The organism is Devosia sp. Micro-HW1 (assembly GCF_056341075.1).
Window position 1 is genome coordinate 2,816,211 of sequence record NZ_CP094375.1, and the last position, 25,181, is coordinate 2,841,391.

General features: G+C 63.4%; 19 protein-coding genes and 1 tRNA gene. 15 read left to right on the forward strand and 5 right to left on the reverse strand.

Annotated features, from left to right (window positions below; translation table 11 throughout):
• Positions 1-33: 33 nt before the first annotated feature.
• A complete protein-coding gene (locus tag MQW79_RS13540; protein ID WP_476584994.1) occupies positions 34-1,068 on the forward strand; it encodes a hemolysin family protein in 1,035 nt (344 codons plus the stop codon).
• Positions 1,069-1,194: 126 nt separating this feature from the next.
• Here the strand turns inward: MQW79_RS13540 and MQW79_RS13545 are convergent, their stop codons facing one another.
• Positions 1,195-4,107: an FAD-binding and (Fe-S)-binding domain-containing protein gene (locus MQW79_RS13545; protein ID WP_476584995.1), complete on the reverse strand. Its 2,913-nt coding sequence runs from the start codon at positions 4,105-4,107 to the stop codon at positions 1,195-1,197.
• A 72-nt stretch (positions 4,108-4,179) separates the two neighbouring features.
• Complete coding sequence (locus MQW79_RS13550; RefSeq protein ID WP_476584996.1) at positions 4,180-5,124, reverse strand: LysR family transcriptional regulator; 945 nt, start codon at positions 5,122-5,124, stop codon at positions 4,180-4,182.
• A gap of 432 nt (positions 5,125-5,556) precedes the next feature.
• Here MQW79_RS13550 and MQW79_RS13555 point away from each other — a divergent pair, with 432 nt between their 5' ends.
• The 6 genes from MQW79_RS13555 to MQW79_RS13580 are packed head-to-tail and all read left to right on the forward strand — an operon-like array spanning position 5,557 to position 11,840.
• A complete protein-coding gene (locus tag MQW79_RS13555) occupies positions 5,557-6,834 on the forward strand; it encodes an ABC transporter substrate-binding protein (protein WP_476584997.1) in 1,278 nt (425 codons plus the stop codon).
• Positions 6,835-6,884: 50 nt separating this feature from the next.
• On the forward strand, positions 6,885-7,778 hold the full coding sequence (locus tag MQW79_RS13560) for a carbohydrate ABC transporter permease (protein ID WP_476584998.1): 894 nt from the start codon (positions 6,885-6,887) through the stop codon (positions 7,776-7,778).
• Positions 7,768-8,664 (forward strand): carbohydrate ABC transporter permease, encoded by an 897-nt coding sequence (locus tag MQW79_RS13565; RefSeq protein ID WP_476584999.1) that lies wholly within the window; start codon positions 7,768-7,770, stop codon positions 8,662-8,664. Before MQW79_RS13560 ends, MQW79_RS13565 begins: the two co-directional genes overlap by 11 nt.
• 4 nt (positions 8,665-8,668) lie before the next feature.
• Positions 8,669-9,688, forward strand: coding sequence for a Gfo/Idh/MocA family protein (locus MQW79_RS13570; RefSeq protein WP_476585000.1), 1,020 nt, complete (start codon positions 8,669-8,671; stop codon positions 9,686-9,688).
• Positions 9,685-10,764 carry a Gfo/Idh/MocA family protein gene (locus MQW79_RS13575; RefSeq protein ID WP_476585001.1) on the forward strand — a complete coding sequence of 360 codons (1,080 nt, stop codon included), beginning with the start codon at positions 9,685-9,687 and terminating at the stop codon, positions 10,762-10,764. Before MQW79_RS13570 ends, MQW79_RS13575 begins: the two co-directional genes overlap by 4 nt.
• Positions 10,765-10,784: 20 nt before the next feature.
• Complete coding sequence (locus MQW79_RS13580) at positions 10,785-11,840, forward strand: ABC transporter ATP-binding protein (RefSeq protein WP_476585002.1); 1,056 nt, start codon at positions 10,785-10,787, stop codon at positions 11,838-11,840.
• Positions 11,841-12,114: 274 nt separating this feature from the next.
• On the opposite strand, the gene MQW79_RS13585 is transcribed toward MQW79_RS13580, so the two are convergent.
• Positions 12,115-13,116, reverse strand: a complete 1,002-nt coding sequence (locus MQW79_RS13585) for an LAPAL motif-containing putative phage structural protein (RefSeq protein ID WP_476585003.1) — start codon at positions 13,114-13,116, stop codon at positions 12,115-12,117.
• Between the two features lie 1,561 nt (positions 13,117-14,677).
• A tRNA-Gly gene (locus MQW79_RS13590) sits at positions 14,678-14,752 on the reverse strand.
• Positions 14,753-14,948: 196 nt separating this feature from the next.
• Here MQW79_RS13590 and MQW79_RS13595 point away from each other — a divergent pair.
• Genes MQW79_RS13595 through MQW79_RS13605 form a run of 3 tightly spaced genes read left to right on the forward strand, consistent with a single transcriptional unit; the run spans position 14,949 to position 16,792 of the window.
• Entirely contained in the window at positions 14,949-15,890 is a 942-nt protein-coding gene (locus tag MQW79_RS13595) for a tetratricopeptide repeat protein (RefSeq protein WP_476585004.1), read from the forward strand.
• 9 nt (positions 15,891-15,899) lie between these two features.
• Entirely contained in the window at positions 15,900-16,568 is a 669-nt protein-coding gene (locus MQW79_RS13600; RefSeq protein WP_476585005.1) for an LON peptidase substrate-binding domain-containing protein, read from the forward strand.
• Complete coding sequence (locus MQW79_RS13605; RefSeq protein WP_476585006.1) at positions 16,568-16,792, forward strand: Trm112 family protein; 225 nt, start codon at positions 16,568-16,570, stop codon at positions 16,790-16,792. Before MQW79_RS13600 ends, MQW79_RS13605 begins: the two co-directional genes overlap by 1 nt.
• A 38-nt stretch (positions 16,793-16,830) precedes the next feature.
• Here MQW79_RS13605 and MQW79_RS13610 read toward each other — a convergent pair whose 3' ends face one another.
• On the reverse strand, positions 16,831-18,057 hold the full coding sequence (locus tag MQW79_RS13610; RefSeq protein ID WP_476585007.1) for an FAD-dependent oxidoreductase: 1,227 nt from the start codon (positions 18,055-18,057) through the stop codon (positions 16,831-16,833).
• A 280-nt stretch (positions 18,058-18,337) separates the two neighbouring features.
• Between MQW79_RS13610 and MQW79_RS13615 the strand changes: the two genes are divergently transcribed.
• The 5 genes from MQW79_RS13615 to MQW79_RS13635 all read left to right on the forward strand — a co-directional run bounded on the left by MQW79_RS13615 (position 18,338) and on the right by MQW79_RS13635 (position 25,148).
• Entirely contained in the window at positions 18,338-18,676 is a 339-nt protein-coding gene (locus MQW79_RS13615; protein WP_476585008.1) for a P-II family nitrogen regulator, read from the forward strand.
• 26 nt (positions 18,677-18,702) lie between these two features.
• Positions 18,703-20,094: an ammonium transporter family protein gene (locus MQW79_RS13620; protein WP_476585009.1), complete on the forward strand. Its 1,392-nt coding sequence runs from the start codon at positions 18,703-18,705 to the stop codon at positions 20,092-20,094.
• A gap of 326 nt (positions 20,095-20,420) precedes the next feature.
• On the forward strand, positions 20,421-20,759 hold the full coding sequence (locus MQW79_RS13625; protein WP_476585010.1) for a P-II family nitrogen regulator: 339 nt from the start codon (positions 20,421-20,423) through the stop codon (positions 20,757-20,759).
• 29 nt (positions 20,760-20,788) lie between these two features.
• Positions 20,789-22,168 (forward strand): ammonium transporter, encoded by a 1,380-nt coding sequence (locus MQW79_RS13630; RefSeq protein ID WP_476585011.1) that lies wholly within the window; start codon positions 20,789-20,791, stop codon positions 22,166-22,168.
• A gap of 277 nt (positions 22,169-22,445) precedes the next feature.
• Positions 22,446-25,148: a DNA translocase FtsK gene (locus MQW79_RS13635; protein WP_476588238.1), complete on the forward strand. Its 2,703-nt coding sequence runs from the start codon at positions 22,446-22,448 to the stop codon at positions 25,146-25,148.
• Positions 25,149-25,181 lie beyond the last annotated feature (33 nt).

Consider the following 25,181-nt stretch of genomic DNA (forward strand, 5'->3'; position numbering starts at 1 on the left):
CATGAAGCCGTCAATTGCGGCGGCGCGAGATGAATGAACGATAGCCAAGACAAGGCCCCCCGGGTGGCCGAAAACCCCGAGCCTCCCTCTAGTCCCGCCCCCGCCGCACCGCGGGGGCCGACGCTCTGGAACCGCATCAAGGGCCTGATGGCCCGCACCACGGTTTCCCTGCGCGATGACCTGCAGGTCGCCCTCGAAGAGACGGGGAGCGCCGAGACGGCTGACTTCTCCGAAAGCGAGCGGTTGATCCTGCAGAACGTCCTGAAACTTTCCAAGGTGTCGATCGACGACGTCATGGTCGAGCGCTCGGACATGCAGGCCGTGCCCTCGGACATCAATCTGGGCACCCTGATCGCCCGTTTCCGCCAGGTCGGCCATTCGCGCCTGCCGGTCTACGAGGATGGGCTCGACAATATTCTGGGCTTTGTCCACATCAAGGATGCGCTGTCCAAGATCACCGAGCCGGTGAGCGATCCGGAAAAGGATGTGCCGGTCAAGTTGCTCTCGACGGCCCTGCGCCAGAAGATCGGCAAACTGGGCATTACCCGCCCGGCCATGTTCGTGCCCACCTTCATGCCGGCTGCCGATCTGCTGCAATCGATGCGGGCCAGCCGCACCCATATGGCCATCGTGGTCGATGAATATGGCGGCACCGACGGCCTCGTGACCATCGAGGACCTGCTTGAAGCGGTGGTTGGCGAGATCGAGGACGAGCATGACGAGACCGAGGCGGCGATGATCCGCAAGGTCGGCGCCGATACCTATGTCGCCAATGCCCGCGCCGAACTCGAGGATGTGCAGGCCCTGATCGGCCCCGATTTCGATCCGGGCGAGCATGCCGAGGACGTCGACACGATTGGCGGCCTGGTCTTCGATCTGGCCGGCCACGTGCCCAAGCGCGGCGAGCGGGTCAATGGTCTGGATGGCTTCGAATTCGAAGTGCTGGCCGCCGACAGTCGCCGCATCAAGCGCCTGCGCATTCATCGCAAGCGCGACCAGATCGTCTCCGTCGAACCCCTGGCCATCACCGACCAGCGCCCGGAAGCCGAGCGTACGGCGGCGGAGTAAAGTACCCCCACCCTTTATCCCTCCCCACAAGGGGGAGGGAGACGATGAACATTGGCAGCTCCCCCTGCGCCTCCCTCCCCTTGATAGGGAGGGAATGAGGGTGGGGTGACTGTTGATTTGCGAGCCCTAACGGCTCGCCCATTCCAGCAGGCTCGCCAGTCCGACAAACGGCATATCGGCCCGCTCCGTCAGTCCCGAGGCGCAGGTCGAGGCTGTCGACACACCCAGCTCGCACCCCTCCGGAATGTCATTGCCCACCCGACGCGTCGCATGTGCGTTGAGTTCGGGCACGAACAGGCCCTTGTCCCCGGCATAGCCGCAGCAGGTGATCGAGGAGAGGACCGCGACCCTGTCCGCGCAGGCCGCGGCAATGGCTTCGGTCATCGGCTGCTCGAACAGGCGCTGCGCCGAGCAATTGTGATGCACCGCCACGACCGGCAGTTTCTGCGTGATGGTCAGCCTGGGCAGCACGTGTTCGACCAGGAACTGTGCCGAATCGGCGACCGTTGCCTCGCCCGGAAATTCCTTGAAATGCTTGGCGCAGGTGGATGCATCGGTGACCACGGGCAGGCGCCCCGCATCGGACAGGTGCGATAGCTCTGTCTTGAGCGCTCCGCCGACCCGTGCGGCCTCTTCGGGAAAGCCCTTGGATTGAAAGGGCTGGCCGCAGCACTGGCCGTTGAGCTGATCAGGAACGACCACGTCATAGCCGGCCCGTTCGAGCAGGGCGATCATCGCCGCTGGCGTGTCGAGCAGGCCATGCCGGGTCTTGGGCGCGCCGAACATGCGGCTGGGGCAGGCCGGAAAATAGACCACCTGCTCCCGCCCGGTCTGGGCGATCGGCACCGGAAAGCCGCTCTTGCGCGGGTCCTGCCTGTTGTCCCGGGCTTTTGGCGCACCCGGGCCATGGTGCAGGGCTCGCGACACCCGGGGAACGCGCTTGTTGGTGAGGCGGCGTGCCGTCTCGGTGATGGCTTCCACAGCCGGGGCCGGGATAATGGTGCGGGCAACATCGGCGACGGCCACGCCGCCACGCATCATGGTTTCGACGGCGCCGCGATGGTCGGCGGCCACGCGGGCGATCCTGTGCGCCACCGGGCCGCGGCGGCGGGCCCGTTCGCCCAGGATCATGGTGCCGGTCTCGATGCCCACGGGGCAACGCAGCGAGCAGAGATTGCAGGCCGCGCAGGTATCCATGCCGGCATACTGGAAGTCGGCATCGAGCCGGGCCAGGCGCTCGGGATCTTCGCCGCTGGCCCTGAGGCGCGCCCGCTCGCGCGTCACCGCAATGCGCTGGCGCGGTGTCAGCGTCATGTGGTGGCTGGGACAGGCCGGCTCGCAGAAACCGCATTCGATGCAGAGATCGACGGTCTCGTCGCTCAGCGGCATGACCTTGAGGTTCTTGACATGGATTTTCGGGTCGTCATTGAGCAGCACGCCCGGATTGAGCAGGCGCTCGGGGTCGAACAGCGCCTTGATGCGGTGCATGATCGCATAGGCCTTGGCGCCCCATTCGGCCTCCACAAAGGGGGCAATGGCGCGGCCGGTGCCGTGTTCGGCCTTGAGCGAGCCGCCATAGCGCAGCGACACGAGGTCGCTGAGCTCGCGATTGAACAGGTCGAATTTATCTGCCGCGCCGGGCTTGGAAAAATCGTCGCCCATCTGGAAGTGCAGGTTCCCGGCCAGGGCGTGGCCGAAAATGACCGCGTCCTGATAGCCGTGATGGTCGAGCATGTCGCGCAGGTCGACGACGAAGTCGGCGAGCTTTTCGATCGGGGCTGCCACGTCCTCGGTGAGCATGATCGTGCCCTTGGGGCGCATGGCGCCTGCCGAGGTGAAAAAGCCCTTGCGGATGTCCCACAGGGCGTGGCTGCGATGGGCGTCGCGGCTGAGGTCGATATGGGTCGCGCCATGCCGGGCCAGGAGGGCCTCGGCCTTGGCGATCTCGGCCAGCAAACTGGCCTCGTCGGGCGCCGTCACGTCGATCAGCACGGCCGGTGAAGCATCGGTCAGCCAGGGCAACAGCGGCGCCATGGGGGCGAGGTGCTCCACCGTGGCCAGGGCCCTGCGCTCGATATATTCGGCGGCGGTAATGCCTGTCGTCACCTGCACGCCGCCATTGGCCATTTCGATGATGGCCCGGCCCGCCGATTGCGGATCGGGGAAGGGGATGAGGCCGGTGGCCTTGAAGGGGTGTTCCGGCACCGTGTTGTAGGTGACTTCCGAAACGAAGCCGAGCGTGCCTTCCGAACCCACCATCAGGTGGATGAGGATGTCGAGCGGGTCGTGATAGTCGACCAGGGCATTGAGCGAATAGCCGACCGTGTTCTTGATCCGGTATTTGTGCCGGATCAGCGCGGCGAGCTCGGCATCGTCGGCGATCTGGTGGTGGAGGCGATGCAGCTCCGCCAGCATGTCGGCATGGCTCACGCGGAAGGCGTCGCGGCTCGCCGCGTCGCCACTGTCGAGCATGGTACCATCGGGCAGCACGATCCGGAGGCGCGCCATGGTGTGATAGGTGTTCTGCGCGACGCCGCAGCACATGCCCGAGGAATTGTTGTTGACCACGCCGCCAATCTTGCAGGTGGCCTGGCTGGCCGGGTCCGGCCCGATCTTGCGGTCGAATGGTTTCAGCGCCCGGTTCGCCTCGGCCACAATCACCGCCGGTCCGAGCGTGATCTGCCCGGCGCCGGGATGAATGTCGAGCTTGCGCCAGCCATCGCCCAGGACGGCGAGAACGCCATCGGTCACGGCCTGGCCGGAAAGCGACGTGCCGGCGGCACGGAAGGTCACCGGCAGGCCCTCGGCCCGGGCAGCCCGGAATACGGCCCGCACATCGTCCTCTGAATTGATGAACACCACCACGGCCGGGATCAGCCGGTAGGAGCTGGCATCGCCGCTCCACGCATAGGTCATCAGCGGGTCGGTATGGATGGCCCCGCGCAGCTGGTCTTTCAGGCGGGCGGCAACGCGCTCGCCGGCGGCAAGACGCTCTGGTTCGGGGGCGGAGGCTTGGAGAGAGGACGTCGGGGCTTGCATGCCGAATTTGCTAACATGTCACCTTCCGGAATGGGAGCGGAATAATGCCCTGTCGGGCCGCTGACAGCCGCACTATCGGGCCTCGCTGTCCAGCGGTTTCCAGGCTGGCAAGGTGGCATGGGCGGCATGGGTGATGCGCTCGATCAGGTCTTCCACCCGGTCCTCGCCGCGCCTTTCCTTGAGCACATAGATCCCCGAAACCGCGCGCTTGGGCTCGTCACGCTGCTCCACTTCGACCAGTCCTCGCCTGGCGAAATCGTCGCGCATCACATGGGTGTGAACGAGCACGGCATCGGTGGCCAGCGTGTAGTCGACGCAGGCGGCCAGGGAATTGGTGCGGAAGGCGACCGTGGTGCGGTCGAAAACCGTCTCGACGCGGGTGCGCCGCCGCGAGGGATCGAAGAAGCGCTCGTGGCGGCTTTCGGCCAGCGAACTGAGGACAATGGGATAGGTGTCGATCTCATCGAGGCCGCGCCGGCGCCCCAGCAGGGGATGGCCCTCACGCACGAAGAAGGCGTTGTAGACCCGGGTCAGGGGGATGAAATCGGTGCCCAGGGCGCCGCTGAGGGCGTCGATCTCATGGGCGAGAAACATCAGGATGTCGCCCGAGAGCATCTGGTCCATCAGCCTCAGTTGATTGCCCAGGCTCACTTGGACCGGCGCCTTGGGAAATTCGCGCTGGTAGTCGATGATCATGTCGCGCAGGAACATGGTCCACCACGAATAGCCGGTGCCGATGCTGACACCGCGCTCGCTGCCGCGTTTCTGGTCGGCAATGGCATTGATCGTATTGTCGTAGAGACGCTGCATCAGCCGCGCATTCTCGTAGAGCGTCTCGCCATAGCGGGTGAGCTGCATGCCGCGCGAGGAGCGATCGAACAGCGGCGCCCCCACCGTCTGCTCGAGCTTGTTCATGTTGAAGCTCAGCGTTGGCTGGGTGATGAAGAGTGCTACGGCCGCGCCGCTCAGCGAGCCGGCATCGGCCACGGCGAGGAATTGCGACAAGAGCTTGTCCATGGCATTGCCCCTTCCTTGGCTATAGATTGTTTCTATAGTGTCAGCGGAATTTCGTAATTTTCCAATCGGGATTTTTTGTGCCAGTCTTTCCGTTGAGAGGAGATGGCAGCCGCCTGAGGAGACCGGCCGCCCCAAGTTCCCCCCGGCATCGGATCCGGATGCCTGCCGGTCTGGCAGGGCGGTCCGACGTCGCGGAGCAACTTCCATACAAGTTATTGCCGTCACGGCAACTTGTATGGTAATGGCGTAACTGGCTGGTTATTTGTGAAGGGGATATGCCGGAACCTGCATAAAACCCGGGGCTATTGGTGATTGACAACACTACCATAGGCCCTAACGTAGTAACCAGTTGGTGATTTAGCGACGGGAGGTCGCTGGACACACTCTGGTTCCGCCAAGGCGGGACCGGTAACTGTTCATGGGAGGAAAGACATGACACTTCGACTCGGACGCCGACAGTTCCTGCTCGGCTCTTCGGCCCTGGCGGCCGCTGTTGCTGCGGGCGTGAACCCCGCCTGGGCCCAGAATGCCCTGCGCCTGATCTTCTGGGGCGGCCAGGCCCGCGCCGATCGCACCTTCGCCGTGACCGATGCCTATGAGGCAGCCGGCAATCCCGGCGTGGAAGGCGAATTCCTGAGCTGGAACGATTACTGGCCCAAGCTCGCCACCCAGACCGCCGGCGGCACCGCCCCCGACGTCATCCAGATGGACTACCGCTTCATCGTTGAATACGCGACCCGCAACGCCATTGCCCCGCTCGACGACATTATCGGCGACCTGGGCGAATTCGACGCCGACCAGCTCGAAGGCGGCAAGGTCAATGGCAAGCTCTACGGCATTTCGCTGGGCGCCAACTCCGTCGCCATGCTGGTCAACAAGACCGCATTCGATGCCATCGGCGAAGCTGTTCCGGACAATTCCTGGACCTATGCCGACATCGAACGCCTCGGCGAAGCCTTCAAGGCTGCCGGCAACGGCATGGCCGCCATGTCCGACGGCTCGGGTTCGGAACCCTTCCTCGACAACTGGCTGCGCCAGCGCGGCAAGGCGCTCTACACCGCCGAAGGCAAGCTCGGCTTCGACGAGGCCGATGCCACCGAATGGTTCGCCATGTGGAATGGCTTCCGTGAAAAGGGCTATATCGTCTCGGCCGAAGACAATGCGCTCGATACCGGCGCGCCGGAAACCAGCATGGTGGCGATGAAGAAGGCCGCTCTCCTGCCGTCCAACTCCAACCAGCTCGTGATCCACCAGTCGGTGAACGACGACACGCTGACCATCACTTCCTATCCGCGCATCGAAGCCGGTGTCGGCGGCGGTCACTACCGCAAGCCGTCCATGTTCTTCTCTGTGGGTGGTACGGCTGCCGAACAGCAGGCCGCTGCCGACTTCATCCGGCACTTTGTCACCGACCCGGAAGCGGGCAAGATTCTCGGCGTCGAGCGTGGCATTCCCTGCAACGCTGCCGTTCGCGAGGCCATCACCCCGACGCTCGACGAACAGAGCCAGATCGCTCTGAACTTCGTGTCCAATCTGGGCGACCTGCTTGGGCCGCTGCCGCCCTCCCCGCCGGCTGCTGCCGGTGAAATCGACACCTCGCTGCTGCGCGTGCTCAGCCAGGAAGTCGCGTTCGGCGGTCGTTCTGCCGAGGATGCCGGCCAGTTCTTCGTCACAGAAGCGACTGCCATTCTCGAACGCGCGGCCAGCTGAACATGACCGTGCATGCGGCAGAAGCGGCTCCGCAGAATGCCGCATACAGCATGACGAAATGGTCGAGGGCGTGGCACAACCACGCCCCCGGCTACCTCTTCCTGCTCCCCTGGCTCATCGGTTTCATCGGCCTGACGGTCGGCCCGATGATCACCTCCTTCTATCTCAGCTTTACCGACTTCGACCTTCTGACCCCGGCGCAATGGGTGGGCACCGCCAATTACGAGCGCATGTTCACCAATGACCGCAATTTCGCGGCGGCCATGCGGGTCACCTTCACCTTCGTGCTGTTCTCGGTGCCCTTGAAGCTCGCCTTTGCTCTGGCCATCGCCATGCTGCTCAATCGCGGCATGAAGGGTCTGCCGCTCTATCGCGCGCTGTTCTATCTACCGAGCCTGCTCGGCGCCTCGGTCGCCATTGCCATCCTGTGGCGCCAGATTTTTGCCGGTGACGGCCTGGTCAACCAGTTCCTGTCCGTCTTCGGCATTGTCGGCCCGAGCTGGATTTCCAACCCCAATTACTCGCTCTGGACGCTGATCATTCTCTCGATCTGGCAGTTCGGCTCGCCCATGATCATCTTCCTCGCTGGCCTCAGGCAGATCCCGCAGGACATGTACGAGGCGGCCAGCCTCGACGGCGCCGGCAAGTGGCGCCAGTTCTGGAAGATCACCCTGCCGCTGCTGACCCCCGTGGTGTTCTTCAACGCCATCATCCAGACCATCAACGCCTTCCAGAGCTTTACGCCCGCCTTCATCATCTCGAACGGCACCGGCTCGCCCATCAATTCGACCCTGTTCTACGCGCTCTATCTCTACAACGAGGCCTTCAGCTTCTTCCGCATGGGCTATGCATCGGCCCTGGCGTGGTTCCTCCTGCTCCTGATCGCGGCGTTCACGGCCTTCTCTTTCCTCACTTCCAAATATTGGGTGCACTATGACGACTGATGCACACAAATTGACCGTGGTGACGGGCGCCGAAAACGATCCGGCGGCCCGTCTGAGGAAGCGGGTCACCTCGGTGCTGGCGCATACGGCGCTGATCTCCGCCTCGATCCTGATGCTCTATCCGCTGCTCTGGCTGCTGGCGGCTTCCTTCAAGCCCGACAACCAGATCTTCAATACCGGCATCTGGCCGAACGCCGACTGGGATATCGACGCCTATTTTCGTGGCTGGAATGCCATGCGCGTCAGCTTCTCCGTCTTCTTCATGAACTCGTTCGTGATCGCCATTCTCTCGATCGTCGGCAATCTGATTGCCTGCTCGATGGCGGCCTATGCGTTCGCGCGGCTCGAGTTCAAGTTCAAGACCTTCTGGTTCGCCATGATGATGATGACCCTGATGCTCCCCGGCCAGGTCACCATCATCCCGCAATATGTGCTGTTCCGCGACCTTGGCTGGATCAACACCATCCTGCCGCTGGTCGTGCCGAAATTCCTCGCCGTCGACGCCTTCTTCATCTTCCTCATGGTGCAGTTCTTCCGCGGCATTCCGCGCGAACTGGACGAGGCCGCGATGATGGATGGCGCCGGGCCCTGGCGCATCTACTGGAAGATCATGCTGCCGCTTTCCGTCCCCGTGCTGGTGACGGCAGCCATCTTCACCTTCATCTGGACCTGGGACGATTTCTTCGGCCCCCTGATCTTCCTCAACCGCATGCAGGACTACACCGTCACCCTTGGCCTCAGGACCTTCGTGGACTCCAGCGGCGAAAGCGACTTCGGCGGCCTGTTTGCAATGAGCGTGCTCAGCCTCGTGCCAATCTTCGTCTTCTTCCTCATCTTCCAGCGGTTCCTCATCGAAGGCATCGCCACGACCGGTATGAAACGTTAGTCCAATGTCAGATATCAAGTTTGCCGCCATCGGCATCAACCACGCCCATATCTACGGGCAGGTGGAATGCCTCAAGCGCGCCGGCGCCCAGTTCGTCGCCTTCCACGCCATCGAGGATGATCTCGCCACGACCTTTGGCGAGAAATTCCCCGAGGCCAAGCGGGTCTCCGACCCGGCTGCCATTCTCGAGGACGCCTCGATCCAGGTCATCGTCACCGCCGCCATTCCCGGCGACCGGGCCGCGATCTGCCTTGCCGCCATGCGGGCCGGCAAGGACGTGCTCACCGACAAGCCGGGCATGACCACCTTTGCCCAGCTTGAGGAAATCAAGCGCGTGCAGAAGGAAACCGGCCGCATCTTCTCGGTGCTCTATTCCGAGCATTTCGAAGTCCCGGCTGCCGTCGAAGCGGGCAATCTCATTGCCGCGGGCGCCATCGGCCAGGTGGTCAACACTGTCGGCCTCGGCCCCCATTCCCTGCGCCTCAACAACCGCCCCGACTGGTTCTTCACCCGCAAGCGCTATGGCGGGATCCTCTGCGATATTGCCAGCCACCAGTTCGAGCAGTTCCTGTTCTTCTCGGGCGCCATGGATGGCGAAGTGGTCTCGGCCAGCGTCGCCAATCGCGGCAATCCCAATCGCCCGGGCCTGCAGGATGTGGGCGACGCGCATGTGCGCACCGCCACCTCCACCGGCTATATCCGTGTCGACTGGTTCACCCCCGAAGGCCTGCCCACCTGGGGCGACGGGCGCCTCACTATCCTGGGCACCGAGGGCTATATCGAGCTCCGTAAATATGTCGACATCGCCGGCCGCCCCGGCGACAACCACCTCTTCCTTGTCGATAAAAAGGGCGTCCAGCATATCGACTGTTCCAAGGTCAATCTGCCCTTCGGCCGCCAGTTCCTTGACGATGTCAGGAACCGCACCGAGACGGCCATGCCGCAGGAGCGGTGCTATAATGCCATGAAGCTGGCGCTGAGCGCCCAGGCCATGGCCGAAGTCGGAACGGAGTGGGGCCAATGAGCCGCGTCCTCAACGTCGCCGTCGTCGGCTGCGGCATCGGCCGCTCGCATATCGTCGAGGGCTATCTGCCCAATGCCGACAAGTTCAAGGTCGTGGCCCTCTGCGACCTCGACCAGACCCGCCTCGACAAGATCGGCGATGAATTCGGCATCGAGCGCCGCATCCTCGATTTCAACGAGCTGCTCACCATGGACGATGTGGACATCATCGATGTCTGCACTCCGCCGGGCGCGCATTTCTTCATGGTCAAGGCCGCCCTCGAAGCGGGCAAGCATGTCGTGTGCGAAAAGCCGCTGGTCGGCTCGCTCAAGGATGTCGACGCGATCATGGAGATCGAAAAGACCGCCAGGGGCAAGCTCATGCCGGTCTTCCAGTATCGCTTCGGCAATGGCATCGAGCAGGCCAGGGCCATCATCCACGCCGGCATTGCCGGCAAGGCCTATTGCGGCACGGTGGAAACCATGTGGCGCCGCGAGGCCCCCTATTATGCCGTGCCCTGGCGCGGCAAGTGGAAGACCGAGCTCGGTGGCGTGCTCATGGGCCATGCCATCCATCCGCATGACATCTTCACCTATCTCATGGGCGACATTGCCCGCGTCTTCGGCCGCGTCGCCACCCGCGTCAATCCGATCGAAGTGGAAGACACCATTTCCGCCTCGCTCGAAATGAAGTCCGGCGCCCTGGCCAGCCTCACCGCCACGCTCGGCTCGGTGGACGAGATCACCCGCATTCGCCTGCAATTCGAGAATGTCACCATCGAGAGCGACCACGCCCCCTATAATCCGGGCAAGGAGATCTGGAAGATCCTGCCGCGCAATGACGAGATCAAGGGCAGGATCGACGCGCTGCTGGCCAATTGGCACGACGTACCCTCCCGCTTCCAGACCCAGATGGCCCGGTACCACGATGCCATTTTCGGCAAGGGCGAACTGCCCGTCTCCAGCACCGACAGCCGTCGGGCGCTGGAACTGGTCACCGCCTTCTACCACTCCTCGTCCACCCATACCGAAGTCGTGCTGCCGCTCGGCCCCGAACACCCGCTCTACCAGAGCTGGGTGCCGGCCGAGTTCCGCTAGAAGCGCCAGGAGACAAGACCATGGCAACCTCCATCCAGTTGCGACAGATCAAGAAGGCCTATGGCGATGTGCAGGTGATCCACGGCGTGGACCTCACCATCGAGCCGGGCGATTTCACCGTCTTTGTCGGCCCCTCGGGCTGCGGCAAGTCCACCCTTTTGCGCATGATTGCCGGGCTTGAGCCGATCACCGGGGGTGACCTCCTGATCGACGGCCAGCGCATGAACGAAGTGCCGGCCGCCCATCGCGGCATCGCCATGGTGTTCCAGTCCTATGCGCTCTATCCGCATATGTCGGTCTACCAGAACCTGGCCTTCGGTCTCGAAACCGCCCGCATGCCCAAGGCCGAGATCGCCCAGCGCGTGCAGCGGGCCGCCGAAATCCTCAAGATCGAGCCGCTCCTGAAGCGCAAGCCCAAGCAGCTCTCGGGCGGCCAGCGCCAGCGCGTCGCCATCGGCCGCGCCATCGTGCGCGAACCGAAGATCTTCCTCTTCGACGAGCCCCTGTCCAACCTCGATGCCGAACTGCGCGTTGCCATGCGCGTCGAGATCGCCAAGCTGCACAATGATCTTGGAAACACCATGATCTACGTGACCCACGACCAGGTCGAGGCCATGACCATGGCCGACAAGATCGTGGTGCTGCGCTCCGGCGTCATCGAGCAGGCCGGCGCGCCGCTCGAGCTCTACAACAATCCGCGCAATCTCTTCGTGGCCGGCTTCATCGGCTCGCCCAAGATGAATTTCATGACCACGAGCGTCGAAAACGGTGCCCTCAAGACCGGCGGCGTCGCCCTCCACCTCGGGCGGGACGTGACCGGTGCCACCACGCTCGGCATCCGTCCCGAGCACATCACCATCACCGAAGGCTCTGGCGTCAAATTCGCCGAACTGACAGTGGACCTCGTGGAAAACCTCGGCGGCCAGACCGTGGTCTATGCCACCGCCAGGGATGGCCAGGCGCTCACCATCGTCCTCGAAGGCCAGAGCCGCGTGGAAATCGGCGCCGCCATCTCGGCCTATGTCGATCCACAGAAGGCCCACATTTTCAATGCCGAAGGCAATGCCATCCGGTAGCTGCCTCAGTCGTTACCTCCCCCTGCCGGGGGAGGTAGCGCAGCTTGGCCCCTTGGCCATAGCGCAGCTCGGTGGCGGTGCCTGGTCCCGCTCAAAATCCTCACCCTCGGGCCCTGCCCGAGGGTGTTTTGTTTGGCTGGATAGGGGTGGATAGGGGACTGGTGGGTTTCAAGGTCAGCTGGCAAATGAGCAAACGTTCGCTAGTTGACCACATACAGACCGCAAAGGTCTCGTAGGTCTGCTTAAAGGCCGACATACAGGCGATGGACTTGATCTAACGCGACCTGCCGGTTCGCCTCCTCGGCTTTTTCGCTGGCGGCTGTAGGTCTAAGCTGGTTTGTTGAAGAGCCGGCGATGCGGGAACGAAGCGCAGAACATCCAGAATTTTGTAGTGAGCGCGCCCACTCCCTGACGGTTCTGTGATCTCCAATTTCACGTTGTAAGCATCATTCGGACTAGCCCCGCCACGCGCCAAGGCGTCTGCGGCTATCGTCGTTTCGGAAATGTCAGCGTAAATGACATCAGTGCCGAGCTTGAAGCGCCACTGCGCGGCGGATTCATCGAAGACAGGTGAGTAGACGCTGAGCCAAGCATCCTTAGGTGTTGGGTCAGGTGGTGTTTCGTCGGGCGCTTGCTGTTCGGAAATTCCGACGGCTGCGGAATTAACGATGGCGTCAACGTCGGGTTGATCGATCATTGATACGACCTTGTCTCCCAGCCGGACTTTGACGTTGTCAAAGCCGTCCTTGCCGACAGGACTCAAAGCATCGCGGACGGCTTTAAGCGCGGCGACGTTTTCCGATAGGTGAAGCACGTTGTTCGTGATCTGGACAGAGTTGCCCTCGCCTTTCACTTGGACCGTAACGATGCCCTTGTCGGTGTCGGTGGTCTTCTGGATAATCTCTCTGCCCGCTCGCCACTTGAGGAAGCCAAGCAGGGACAATGCGCCGACTACCGGCGTTCCTATGAGGCCGATCCACTCCAGGAGGTCCTTCGCCGATTTGACGCCGTCGTCTCCAAGCAGCGTCTGAATCTGCTCATATATCTGGAGGACGACCTCAAAGTTGACGTTGAAGCACTTGTGCTCGAAGTCAGAGACAACCAGCACCTTCGCCGTCGACTCCTTACCGTTGAACTGCGTGTTGGCTTCTCGAATAAGCCGGCCCATAGCAAGGAGCGCCGGCGCTAAGGTCTCAACATCAATTGTGTGGTCGTCAACTCGAGAGGTACCGTCGTATGCGACGGAGAACTCCTGCTTGTCTTCAGTCTGCGCCATCGTAATCCCCCGCAATCATTAAGACGGGAAATTGCTTACTAGGCAATCTATTCAACGGGCGGCAATGGCGGCTTTGTGGAGCCGAAAACTTGGCCTAGACGTCAGTAAAAGGACGCGTTGCCGCGGCTGTCGGTAAGACGGTAAAGGGCAGCTTTCAGAAATACAAAAAACCAGCTCTGCACGACCGTAACGGGGTCGCCTCCGGACTAACCGGATCCCTCCTCATTTCCCCCCCCCACCGGACGTCACCCTCGGCCTTGAGCCGAGGGCTCTGCACTTGTTGCAAAAGCCCCCCTGAAGAATGAGGAGGGGAGGTTTTGCAGCTTCGCTGCCGCTGCGGCGGGCGCAATGCACCCCTTCCGGAGGCAGGGGGGAGGTTGGGTGGGTGCGCGGCGCACTGAGAGGCAGATGTTGACGCCCTGCTCCTCAGCCCCCCACCCCAACCCTCCCCGCGAGGGGGAGGGAGTCAGATCGAGCGTGGTGCAATGAAACGTGGCCACCGATGGTGACGCTGCGGTCGGGTTTCCTCTCGGCCTTCTGTTCATCGTCATTGCCGGGCTTGTCCCGGCAATCCATGGACCACCGGGACAGGCCCGGTGGTGACGGGGCGCAGGTATCGGGATCTCATTCGGCAGCGAGGCTGCCGCGCTGGTGGTGACACGACGGGTCAGTTCGGCAAACTGGATGCGGCACCTCCCCCTTGACGGGGGAGGATGGGTGGGGGTGCGCCACACACTGCTGGCCCGTGTCCAACACCCCCCTCCCCATCCCTCCCCGCGAGGGGGAGGGTGTCGCATCGCGTACGCGCGACCACCAGCGGTGGTCCGCATGGCAGCGACGTGCTGCAATGCCTCATCAACAGCAATGGGGTCGCTTCCGGACTAACTGGATTCCTCCTCATCCCCCCCCACCGGACGTCACCCTCGGCCTTGAGCCGAGGGCCCTGTACTTCGGGATTCGGCAACAGCGTCATGGGGCGACACAATCGGAATGGCGCAATTTCTGGGGCAACATCGTCAAGTAAAGAGTCCTCGGCTCAAGGCCGAGGGTGACGCGCGGTGGGTGCTGCCGCATGGACCACTCGGACAAGCCGGATGGTGAAGGACGTCGCGAGACCGGTCCTCACACCCCGTCATTGTCCCGGTTTAGCCGGGCAATCCACCTCCCGTGCAACCTGGCTTATCCCCGCCCCCAGAACCTGCCTCATACTCTCCCTATCACCTGGCACGGCGGCCTGCAGGCGAACAGTGGCCGGGTGAGCCGGGTGGGGCTTTTGCCTGTCCCACAGGTTCCAGTCCGGCCGCGACGGGACGAGCGATCCCCCGCCGCCGGTCAGTTCCAAAAACCGGCGCCCCGGGGCGGTATGCGTCTCGTATATTTGTTCTCATGGGGCGCTAGCCGCCCCGGGGTCCGTCCAGCACCGTCAACCGGAGGCCAGCGGCCGGCCGGCGCATTGGCCTGACTGCAGCGCAGTCCGGTTTTGACGGGAATGTGGAAAGCCAGAAAAGCAAAAAGGGTCCCGAAGGACCCTTTGCACCAAGGCTTGCGACACCTTGGTAATTGGAGCGGGCGATGGGATTCGAACCCACGACCCTAACCTTGGCAAGGTTATGCTCTACCCCTGAGCTACACCCGCGCTCCACGCCACCGGCACTTGTAAGTGCGGCGACGGGCGCTATATGCCCAATCGCCGATCCGAATGCAACCCGGTTTTTTCGCGGAAGTGTCATCTTCCATCAAGCCTGTGGAAAGAGGGGTTGCCACAGCCCCATCACCGGGCGCAAAAAGACCGCCAATACTGCGTTTTTTCTGCCCTTGAAGAGTTGAAAATCATGACCTTGTCCTTCGATGGCGCGCCCAGCGCCTCCCCGGCTCCCGCAGATCTGATCCGTGATGGCAGCGATGCCGCCTTCAAGGCCGACGTGATCGACGCCTCGCTCGAGGTTCCGGTCCTGGTGGATTTCTGGGCGCCCTGGTGCGGTCCCTGCCGCCAGCTGGGCCCGGCGATTGAAAAGGTCGTGACCGAGAAGGCGGGCGCCATCAAGCTGGTCAAGATCAACATTGACGAGCACCCCCACATTGCCGGCCAGCTTGGCGTGCAGTCGATTCCGGCTGTCTTCGCCTTTGCCGGCGGCCGCCCGGTCGATGGCTTCATGGGCGCCATGCCCGAGGGTGAAGTGCGCCGCTTTGCCGAGAAGGTCATTTCCGGTGCCCCGGCCGCGGCGCCCCAGGCCGATTCGCTCGAGGCCCAGATCGCCGATGCCCTCGATATTGCCAGGCAAGCCGAGGCTGCCGGTGAACTGGGCCAGGCCGCCCAGATCTATGGCCAGATCCTCCAGCATGTCCCCGACAATGCCGAAGCCCTGATCGGGCTTGCCGGCGTCTATATGGCGGCCGGAGAAACCGAGCAGGCCACCGCTACACTCGACATGGTCCCCGAGGACCAGCGCAAGGGTGACGCCTATCTGGCCCTGGCCAATGCCATCCGCCTCAAGGGCGAAGCTGCAGGCCTCTCGGAAGCGGCGACGCTGGAAGCGGCCATTGCCGCCGATCAGGACAATCATCAGGCCCGCATTGACCTGGCCGTTGTGCTCAATGCCGAGGGCAAGCGGATCGAGGCGGCCGAGGCGCTGGTCGCCAGCTTCAAGCGCGACCGCGACTGGAACGAGGCTGCGGCCCGCAAGAAGCTGCTGGAATTCTTCGAGGCCTGGGGTCCCAAGGATCCGGCCACGATCAAGGGCCGGCGCCTGCTTTCGGCCGTGCTCTTCTCCTAAGGACGATTGATGCCCAAGCGTCCGACGAGCCCCGCCGAGCTGCCCAAATCCGTTCCGGTATTCCCGCTGAGCGGGGCATTGCTGCTGCCGTTTTCGCATCGACCGCTCAACGTCTTCGAGCCGCGCTATATCGAAATGGTCGATGCCGCCCTGCGCGGTGACCGGCTGATCGGGCTGATCCAGCCCGAAGACACCAGCGAGGAAAGCCCCAAGGGTCGTGCGCCGCTGCAGAAGGTGGGGTGCCTGGGGCGCCTTACCCATTTCGAGGAAAGCGGCGACGGGCGCTATTTCATCATCCTCGAAGGGGTGACCCGCTTCCGCCTGATGCACGAACTGACCGTGCTGACGCCCTATCGCCAATGCGTCATCTCGGCCGAGGGCTACGAGGCGGATTTTTCGCGCAATCACGGCGAAGACGAGGTGGATCGCGCCCGCTTCGTCAAGATGATGCGTGACTATGCCGAATTCGCCAATTTCGAACTCAACTGGGAAGAGATCGAATCGACCGGCACTGCGGACCTGGTCAACTTTTGCTGCATGGTGTCCCCCTATGGGGCCGCCGAAAAGCAGGTCCTGCTCGAAGCCCCCACGCTGGAAGCGCGCGCCGAGACGCTGATCGCCATGACCGAATACGAAATGGCGCGCGGTGGTTCGGACGGCGCGGCTCCGCTCAACTGATGGTGGAGGCGCAACCCGATCCGCGCCATGTCGTGGCGCCCCAGACCCTTGAAATGCTGGTCTGTCCGCTGACCAAGACCCGCCTCATCCTGTCCGCCGACACATCCGAGCTGATCTCGGTGGCGGCGCGTCTGGCCTTTCCCATCCGCAAGGGCGTGCCGCTCTTGAGCCTCGATGAGGCGCGCAATCTCGATCCCGAGGAAATCCAGCGCCATCAGCGCTAGCGGATTTATCCCCGTCGGGCGCCGCCCGCTTATTGTCTTCAGATCGGCATGCCGCTGAGGAGTTTTGGAGCCCCGCCGCCCACGCCGGAGGCGGCACGGATCAGGGTGGATTTGATCGGGCCGGCCCGATCGACGAGACCAAGGCCGAAATCCCGGAGGGCGCGGACCGGCGCCACGTCATTGGAGAAGAGCCGGTTCATCCCGTCGGTCACCATGGCCATGGAGGCGGTGTCGAGGCGGCGCCAGCTCTGGTAGCGCGCAAGCACGTCGGCGGCGCCGTGGTCGAGGCCCAGGCGCATGGCGTCCACCACGACCTCGGCCAGTGCCGCCACATCCTTGAGGCCCAGATTGAGGCCTTGCCCGGCAATCGGGTGCACCACATGGGCGGCATCGCCGATCAGCGCCAGGCGCGGGCCAACAAAACTCTTGGCCAGCTGCAGGCGTAGCGGAAAGCCCATCAGCTTGTCTTCGAGCGTTACCCGCCCGAGCGTCGACCCCATCACCGCCTCGATCTCGAGCGCCAGTTCTTCCGCCGGCATGGCGAGAAAACGCGGCGCCGCTGCGGCGGTTTCGGTCCAGACCAGCGAAGAACGGTTGCCGGGCAGGGGCAGGCTGGCAAAGGGGCCGGCGGGGCGGAAATGCTCGTAGGCGACGCCCTCATGGGGCAGGTCATGGGCAATGGTCGCGACCAGGCCCGTCTGGCCATAGTCATGGCCGAAGGTATCAATGCCGGCCCGCTGGCGCAGGCTCGACTGCGCACCATCAGCCGCAACGATCAGGGGGGCCTTCAGCACCTTCCCATCCGCCAGCGTAAGCTGGCCAAAGGTCTCATCCGCCGACCAGCCCGTGATTTCGGCAGGGGCGATGACGGCGATCCTGTCCCCGACGGCGGCCATCAGGGCCGCCCCGCTGGCCTGGTTCGGCACCATATGGGCAAAGGGTTCGCCGGGCGAAACGTCGCCGTCAAAGCGCAGGAAGAGCGGCCGGGCCAGGTCGCCATGGCCCGAATCGGTGATGTTCATGGCTGCTATGGCCTGGCTCTGCGCGGCCATGGGCGCCCACACGCCAAGCGCTTCGAAAATCCGTCGCACCCCGGCGGCAATGGCCGAAGCGCGGTTGTCCCGCGGCACGCTCAGTGGTCGGCGGTCGACCAGCGCCACGCGGATGCCCGGGGCGGACTGGCTGAGCGCGAGCGCCAGCGTCAGGCCGACAGGGCCACCCCCGACAATGATCACATCGTGCTGCTCTGCATGGGCTTTGGGCATGGCTATCTCCTTGTCCGCATTGTCCGTCCGCGCCCCGCGCGAGGCAAGTGCGTCATTGCCGCGGCGGTGTGCATAAAAAAGTATCAATAATGATAATGAGCCATATCAATGATCAAACAGTAGGCAATTTGCGAGATGCCACAGCCTTGCCACAAAGGATGCTGCTCCAGCCGAAGATGCTAGAGGGTTGAATTCACAGGTTTTCCTGTCCGTTTCGCGAGTTTGGCACGGCTCTTGAGTCCTATTAGGCATCGAACACCCAAGGCAGAAAGGGGCAAGCATGAAACTGGTGGTTGCAATCATCAAACCATCGCGGCTCGAGGAGGTGCGCCAGGCGCTCAATTCCCTCGACGTGCACGGCATGACCGTGACCGAGGTCAAGGGCTATGGCCGGCAGAAGGGTCATTCCGAGATCTATCGCGGCACCGAATATGCCGTGCATTTCCTGCCCAAGCTCAAGGTTGAGATCGCCGTCGACGACGCCATTGCCGACCAGGTGAGTGCAGCCATCCGCGACGCCGCTCAGACCGGCCGCATCGGCGACGGCAAGATCTTCGTGCTCGACCTGCTCGCAGTCACCCGCATCCGCACCGGTGAAACCGGCGCCTCGGCGCTCTGAGTCCCGATTTCAGGAGAAGAAAGATAATGACAGGGTTCAAGACTCCCCTAAAGGTCGCGGGCAGCGTTGCGCTGGCATCGCTCCTGTTCGCCCTTCCGGCCTTCGGTCAGGACGCAACCGCTCCCGCTGAAGCTGTCGAGGCCGCTGCCGCCGTCAGCGAAGGCGTGTCTGCCGACGTGGTGTTCATCCTCAATTCGCTGCTGATGCTCCTGGGCGGCATCCTGGTCTTCTTCATGGCGCCGGGTTTCGCCATGGTCGAGGCCGGCATGGTGCGCTCCAAGAATACCTCGATGCAGCTTTTGAAGAACATCGCGCTCTTCGCCATCGCCTGCCTCATGTACTATGTCATCGGCTATAACCTGATGTATCCGCTCGGTGCCTGGTCGATTGGGGCTGACGAAACCGGGGGATATCTCGGCGCCTTCAGCATTGCCATTCTCGAAGCCGTTGGCGTCGGTGCCGGCGAGGTCGCTGACCTTTCCTATGCCGCTACCAGCGCCGACTTTTTCTTCCAGGTGATGTTCTGCGCCACCGCCGCCTCGATCGTTTCGGGCACGCTGGCTGAACGCATCAAGCTGGTGCCCTTCCTCCTCTTCACCGTCGTGCTGACCGGTTTCATCTACCCCATCCAGGCCTCCTGGAAGTGGGGTGGCGGCTTCCTCGACAGCCAGTTTGGCTTCCTCGACTTTGCCGGTTCAACCGTCGTGCACTCGGTAGGCGGCTGGGCCGCTCTCGCTGGTGCCATCCTGCTCGGCGCGCGCCGTGGCAAGTACAATGCCGACGGTTCGGTCAATGCCATGCCGGGCTCGAACATGCCGCTGGCCACGCTGGGCATGTTCGTCCTGTGGTTCGGCTGGTTCGGCTTCAATGGTGCCTCCCAGCTGGCCATGGGTTCGGTCGGTGACATTTCCGATGTCGGCCGCATCATGGCCAACACCAATGCCGGCGCCGTCGGCGGTGCCCTGGCTGCCCTTATCCTCTCGGGTATCCTCTACAAGAAGTTCGACCTGACCTTTGTCATCAATGGCGCGCTGGCCGGCCTCGTCTCGGTTACGGCCGAACCGCTGACCCCGGGTCTGGGCACGGCCTCGCTGATCGGTGCCGTCGGTGGCGTGATCGTGGTCTTCGCGGTTCCGCTGCTCGACAGGCTCAAGATCGACGACGTGGTTGGCGCCATTCCGGTTCACCTCTTCGCCGGCATCTGGGGCACCATCGCCGTGGTCTTTACCAATGGCGACGCCAATCTCGGCGGTCAGCTGATCTCGATCCTGATCGTGGGTGCCTTTACCTTCGTGGTCAGCTTTGCGGTCTGGTTCATCCTCAAGGCCGCCATGGGTCTGCGCCCCAGCGCCGAGGACGAAGATCTGGGTCTCGACAAGGCCGAAATCGGCATCGAAGCCTATCCCGAGTTCAAGTAGCGCCTCGCGGCGGTCGGGCCCTCAGGGGTCCGGCCGCCCGCCGCCTGTCAGCGGCGTGCAGCCCGCGTCCCTCTTGGCCCGCCACAGAGGCTTCCCACTCGCAAACGCGCGGACTGCACACCCCTGCCAGGTTGCACATGATTTGAGCGTCGTCGCTAGATTATGCGCAGTTTTTGGGCAGGTTTCTGCCCAATTCCGAGTCGCTTTGCGCGGCAGACAATTAAACAATTGTAAATGCTGCGAAATTTCGCAGCAGCCTATTTGGCATGCAGCTTGAGTGTGCATTGACCGTTCCAACGCGCCGACAGGGCGTCAAAGGGGGTCAGATGAAACTGGTGGTTGCCATTATCAAGCCGTCACGGCTCGAAGAGGTCCGGCAGGCGCTCAACTCGCTCGATGTGCACGGTATGACCGTCACCGAGGTCAAGGGCTACGGCCGGCAGAAAGGTCACTCGGAAATCTATCGCGGCACTGAATACGCGGTGCATTTCCTGCCCAAGCTAAAGGTCGAGATCGCGGTCGATGATGGCCTGGCCGATCAGGTGAGCACCGTCATCCGCGACGCAGCCCAAACCGGCCGCATTGGCGACGGCAAGATCTTCGTGCTCGACCTGTTGGCCGTGACCCGCATTCGCACCGGTGAGACCGGCGCTTCGGCGCTGTGACCCGCATCCCATTTCCGGAGACAACAACAATGAAAATGTCAAAAGTTCTTGGGGGTGCGACGCTGGCCTCCCTATTCATGGCTCTGCCGGCCCTGGCACAGGACGCCGCAGCCGGCGTTGCTGCAGCCGCCGAGGTGGTCGAAGAAGCCGCTGCCGTCGTCGACAAGGGCGACGTCGCCTGGATGCTAGTCTCGACCATGGTCGTCATTGTCATGACCATACCGGGCCTCGCCCTGTTCTATGGCGGCCTCGTCCGCGCCAAGAACGTACTGAGCGTTCTGACCCAGGTCTTCCTCGGCTTCTCGATGATTGCCATTCTGTGGGTGGCCTATGGCTATTCGCTGGCCTTCGCCGGCCCGACTGAAGGGGGGCTCTCGGCCTTTATCGGCGACTTCTCGAAGTTCTTCCTCTCGGGCGTCACGCTCGACAGCCGCGCGGCAACCTTCTCGGCAGGCTTCGAGCTGCCCGAAATGGTCTTCGTCGTCTTCCAGCTGACCTTTGCCTGCATCACCTCGACCCTCATCGTCGGCGGCATTGCCGAGCGTATGAAGTTTGGCGCGCTGATGGCGTTCCTGGCCATCTGGTTCACCTTCTCCTACATCCCCATGGCCCACATGGTCTGGTCGGGCCCTGGCCTGCTCTTCGGCATGGGCGCCTATGACTTTGCCGGCGGCACGGTGGTTCACATCAATTCTGGTGTCGCCGCTCTCGTGGCTGCCCTGGTGCTCGGCGCGCGTTCCAACTACATGAAGGAACCGATCCCGCCCCATAACCTGGTCCTGACTTATATCGGCGCCGGCCTGCTGTGGTTCGGCTGGTTCGGGTTCAATGCCGGCTCCAACCTCGAAGCCAATGCCCTCACGGCCGTTGCCCTGATCAACACCGTCCTAGCTCCGGCCGCCGGTGCCCTGGCCTGGGCGCTGGGCGAAAGGATAACCCGTGGTCATGCTTCGGCTCTGGGTGCGGTATCCGGTGCCGTTGCCGGTCTCGTCGCCATTACCCCGGCCGCCGGCTTTGCCGGTGTCGGTGGCGCCATCGTGCTCGGCGCCGTCGCCGGCGTGGTCTGCCTCTGGGCTGTGGTCAATCTCAAGCCGCTGCTCAAGTATGACGACAGCCTCGACGTGTTCGGCATCCACGGCGTTGGCGGTATTGTCGGCGCCCTCGGCACCGCCATTGTGGCCGCTCCGGGCTTTGGCGGTTACCCGCTGGGTGACGCGGCTGCCTATTCGATCGGTGGCCAGTTCATGATCCAGCTCACCGGTGTGGTCATCGCCATCGTCTGGTCGGGTGTCGTGGCTCTCGTCGCCATGCTGATCGTCAAGGCGCTGTTTGGTGGCGCAAAGGTGTCCGAAGCCGCCGAAAGCGACGGCCTCGACGTCTCCACCCACGGCGAACGCGCCTACAACTAGGCTGGTTGGGCGGCCTTCGGGCCGCCCAATTCCCGTGCCCCGGATGCATGTGCCATCCATGTGCTGCCCCGCGGGGCTGGCCAGGGCGTGCGGCTCGTGTCCTCTCTGGCCCGCCACAGAGGCTTCCCACTCGCAAACAACATGAGCCGCACTCCCGGGCCAGTCGGTGCCCGGCGAAGTTTTGATGGTTAGCACGCGATTAACCACACACCGTTAGCATGCAGGCATTACGGCCCACGCTGATGGTTTGCGGGCCGACAACGAGTAATGCGTGTCCATGCCCAGCCATCCCGTCCCAACTCTCGACGAAGTCCGCACCCTGCCAGCCCGTGCGCCGCGCGTTTCCACGCGTTCGGCCAGCGCCCCGGTGCCGCCGCCAGCGATTGCCATCCGCATTCCGCTGCGCGTGGCGGGGCTGCTGATTCTGGGTCTCTGCGCCGTCCTGTTGCTCTCCCTGGCATCCTGGTCGGTCGATGATCCGTCGTTGTCGCTGGCCACCGGCAAGACCGCGGCCAACTGGCTGGGTTTCCCGGGCGCTGTCATCGCCGACCTGACCTTCCAGTTCCTGGGCCTTGCAGGCCTCGTCATGGTCGTGCCGCTGGCCCTTTGGGGTTGGGCCATGGCCCGCCGCCACATCGTCACCCGTCCCGGCCTGCGGCTCGTCTCGTGGCTGGGTGCGGTCGTGCTGTTTGCCGGCGTCTTCTCGTTCGTCGCCATGCCCGAAAGCTGGCCCCTGCCGACCGGGCTGGGCGGTCTTTGCGGCATGCTGTTTGCCAATCTGGCTGGCATGATCGCCGGCAGCGAGCCGCAGGCCATCACCTCGACCCTGTTTGCCATCATCCTGGCGGCGCCGGCTTTGGCGCTGTTCTGGATCGCCATGGGTCTCGGGACCTCCATTCCGTCCAAGCCGCAAAAGGCTTCCGCCGCGCGCAAGTCGGCCGCCGAGGCCGATGATCGGGAGCCCAATCCGATCGTCGAAGTGGCCATGGGTGCCGTCGTCCATATGGGCTATTCGATGCGCACCGCCTTCCGCCGTGCCAAGGCCGAGCATGCCGCCCGGCGTGCCGCCGAAGACGATGTCGGCTTTGACCACGATACGGAGCCGTCGATGAGCGGCCGCCGTACCCCCGAAGTCGTCGTCGACCGGGAGCCGGCCGTTGCTGCCGCGCCGCAGCGGCGCATCCATGCCCCCGCCGCATTCGTCGAGCCCAGTTTCGAGCCGACGGCCCGCATCAAGGCACAGCCAGACTATGACGACACGGTCATCGACTATCCCGACGAGCCGGAAGACGATGCCATACCCTTCGTGCCCGACGCGCCGGCTCCTGCCCGCACCCAGCGGGGCGACTCGCGCTTTCATCCGGTCGATCCGGCCGCGCCGCGCGTCACTGCGCCCGCGCCCCGTCCTGCCCAGGGCCAGCGCGTCTTCCGCGAGGCCCAGGGCTCGCTGCTCGACGAACCGCATGGCTTTGAACTGCCCGAGCTGAGCCTTCTGGCCGAACCGCGTCGCGGTGGCCCGTCCCCCGAGCATGCGCCCGAGCGGCTCGAGGAAATGGCGCGCCAGCTTGAGGCGGTTCTGGGTGATTTTGGCGTCAAGGGTGACATCATCAATGTCCGCCCCGGCCCGGTGGTGACCCTGTTCGAACTCGAGCCGGCCCCCGGCATCAAGTCATCGCGCGTCATTTCGCTGGCCGACGATATTGCCCGTTCCATGAGTGCCATCTCGGCCCGTGTCGCCGTGGTGCCAGGCCGCAATGCCATCGGTATCGAACTGCCCAATCAGAACCGCGAAACCGTTTACTTCCGCGAAATGCTGGCGAGCTCCGATTTCGAGAAGATGAAGGGCAAGCTGCCGATCTGCCTGGGCAAAACCATTGGCGGCGAGCCGGTTATCGCCGATCTCGCGCGCATGCCGCATCTGCTCATCGCCGGCACCACCGGCTCGGGCAAGTCGGTGGGTATAAACACCTTCATTCTCTCGCTGCTCTACCAGATGACGCCGGAGCAGTGCCGCATGATCATGATCGACCCGAAAATGCTCGAACTGTCGATCTATGACGGTATTCCGCACCTGCTGACGCCCGTCGTCACCGACCCGCAAAAGGCGGTCGTGGCGCTCAAATGGGCGGTGCGCGAGATGGAAGACCGCTATCGCAAGATGAGCAAGATCGGTGTCAGAAACATCGACGGCTTCAACCAGCGCGTCTCGGAAGCAGCCAAGGAAGGCCGCACCATCAGCCGCACCGTGCAGACCGGCTTCGACCGTGAAACCGGCGAGGCCATCTATGAGAGCGAAGAGTTCGATCTCGCGCCGCTTCCCTATATCGTGGTCATCGTCGACGAAATGGCCGACCTGATGATGGTGGCCGGCAAGGATATCGAAGGCGCCATCCAGCGCCTCGCCCAGATGGCCCGCGCCGCCGGCATCCATATCGTCACCGCAACCCAGCGCCCGTCCGTCGACGTCATCACCGGCACGATCAAGGCCAACTTCCCTACCCGCATTTCCTTCATGGTGACGAGCAAGATCGACTCGCGCACCATCCTGGGCGAGCAGGGCGCCGAACAGCTCCTGGGCAATGGCGACATGCTCTACATGGCCTCGGGCGGGCGCACCAAGCGCCTGCATGGCGCCTTTGTTTCGGACGCCGAGGTGGAAGCGGTGGTCAATCATCTCAAGAGCCAGGGCTCGCCTGACTATCTCGACAACATCACCGAGGACGACGAGGACGGGGAAATCTCCGCCGACGCCATGGGCGACACCGGCGGCGGTACGGGCGACGAGCTCTACGACAAGGCTGTCCACATCGTCCTGTCCGACAAGAAGGCCTCGACCTCCTATATCCAGCGCCGCCTGGGCGTCGGCTACAACAAGGCCGCGACCCTGATCGAGCGCATGGAGCGCGAAGGGGTGATCAGTCCCGCCAACCATGCCGGCAAGCGCGAAATCCTCGTTGGTAATAACGCTGACGGCTACTGAGCCTTCCACGCGGGCTTGCCTTCCTGCCATTCG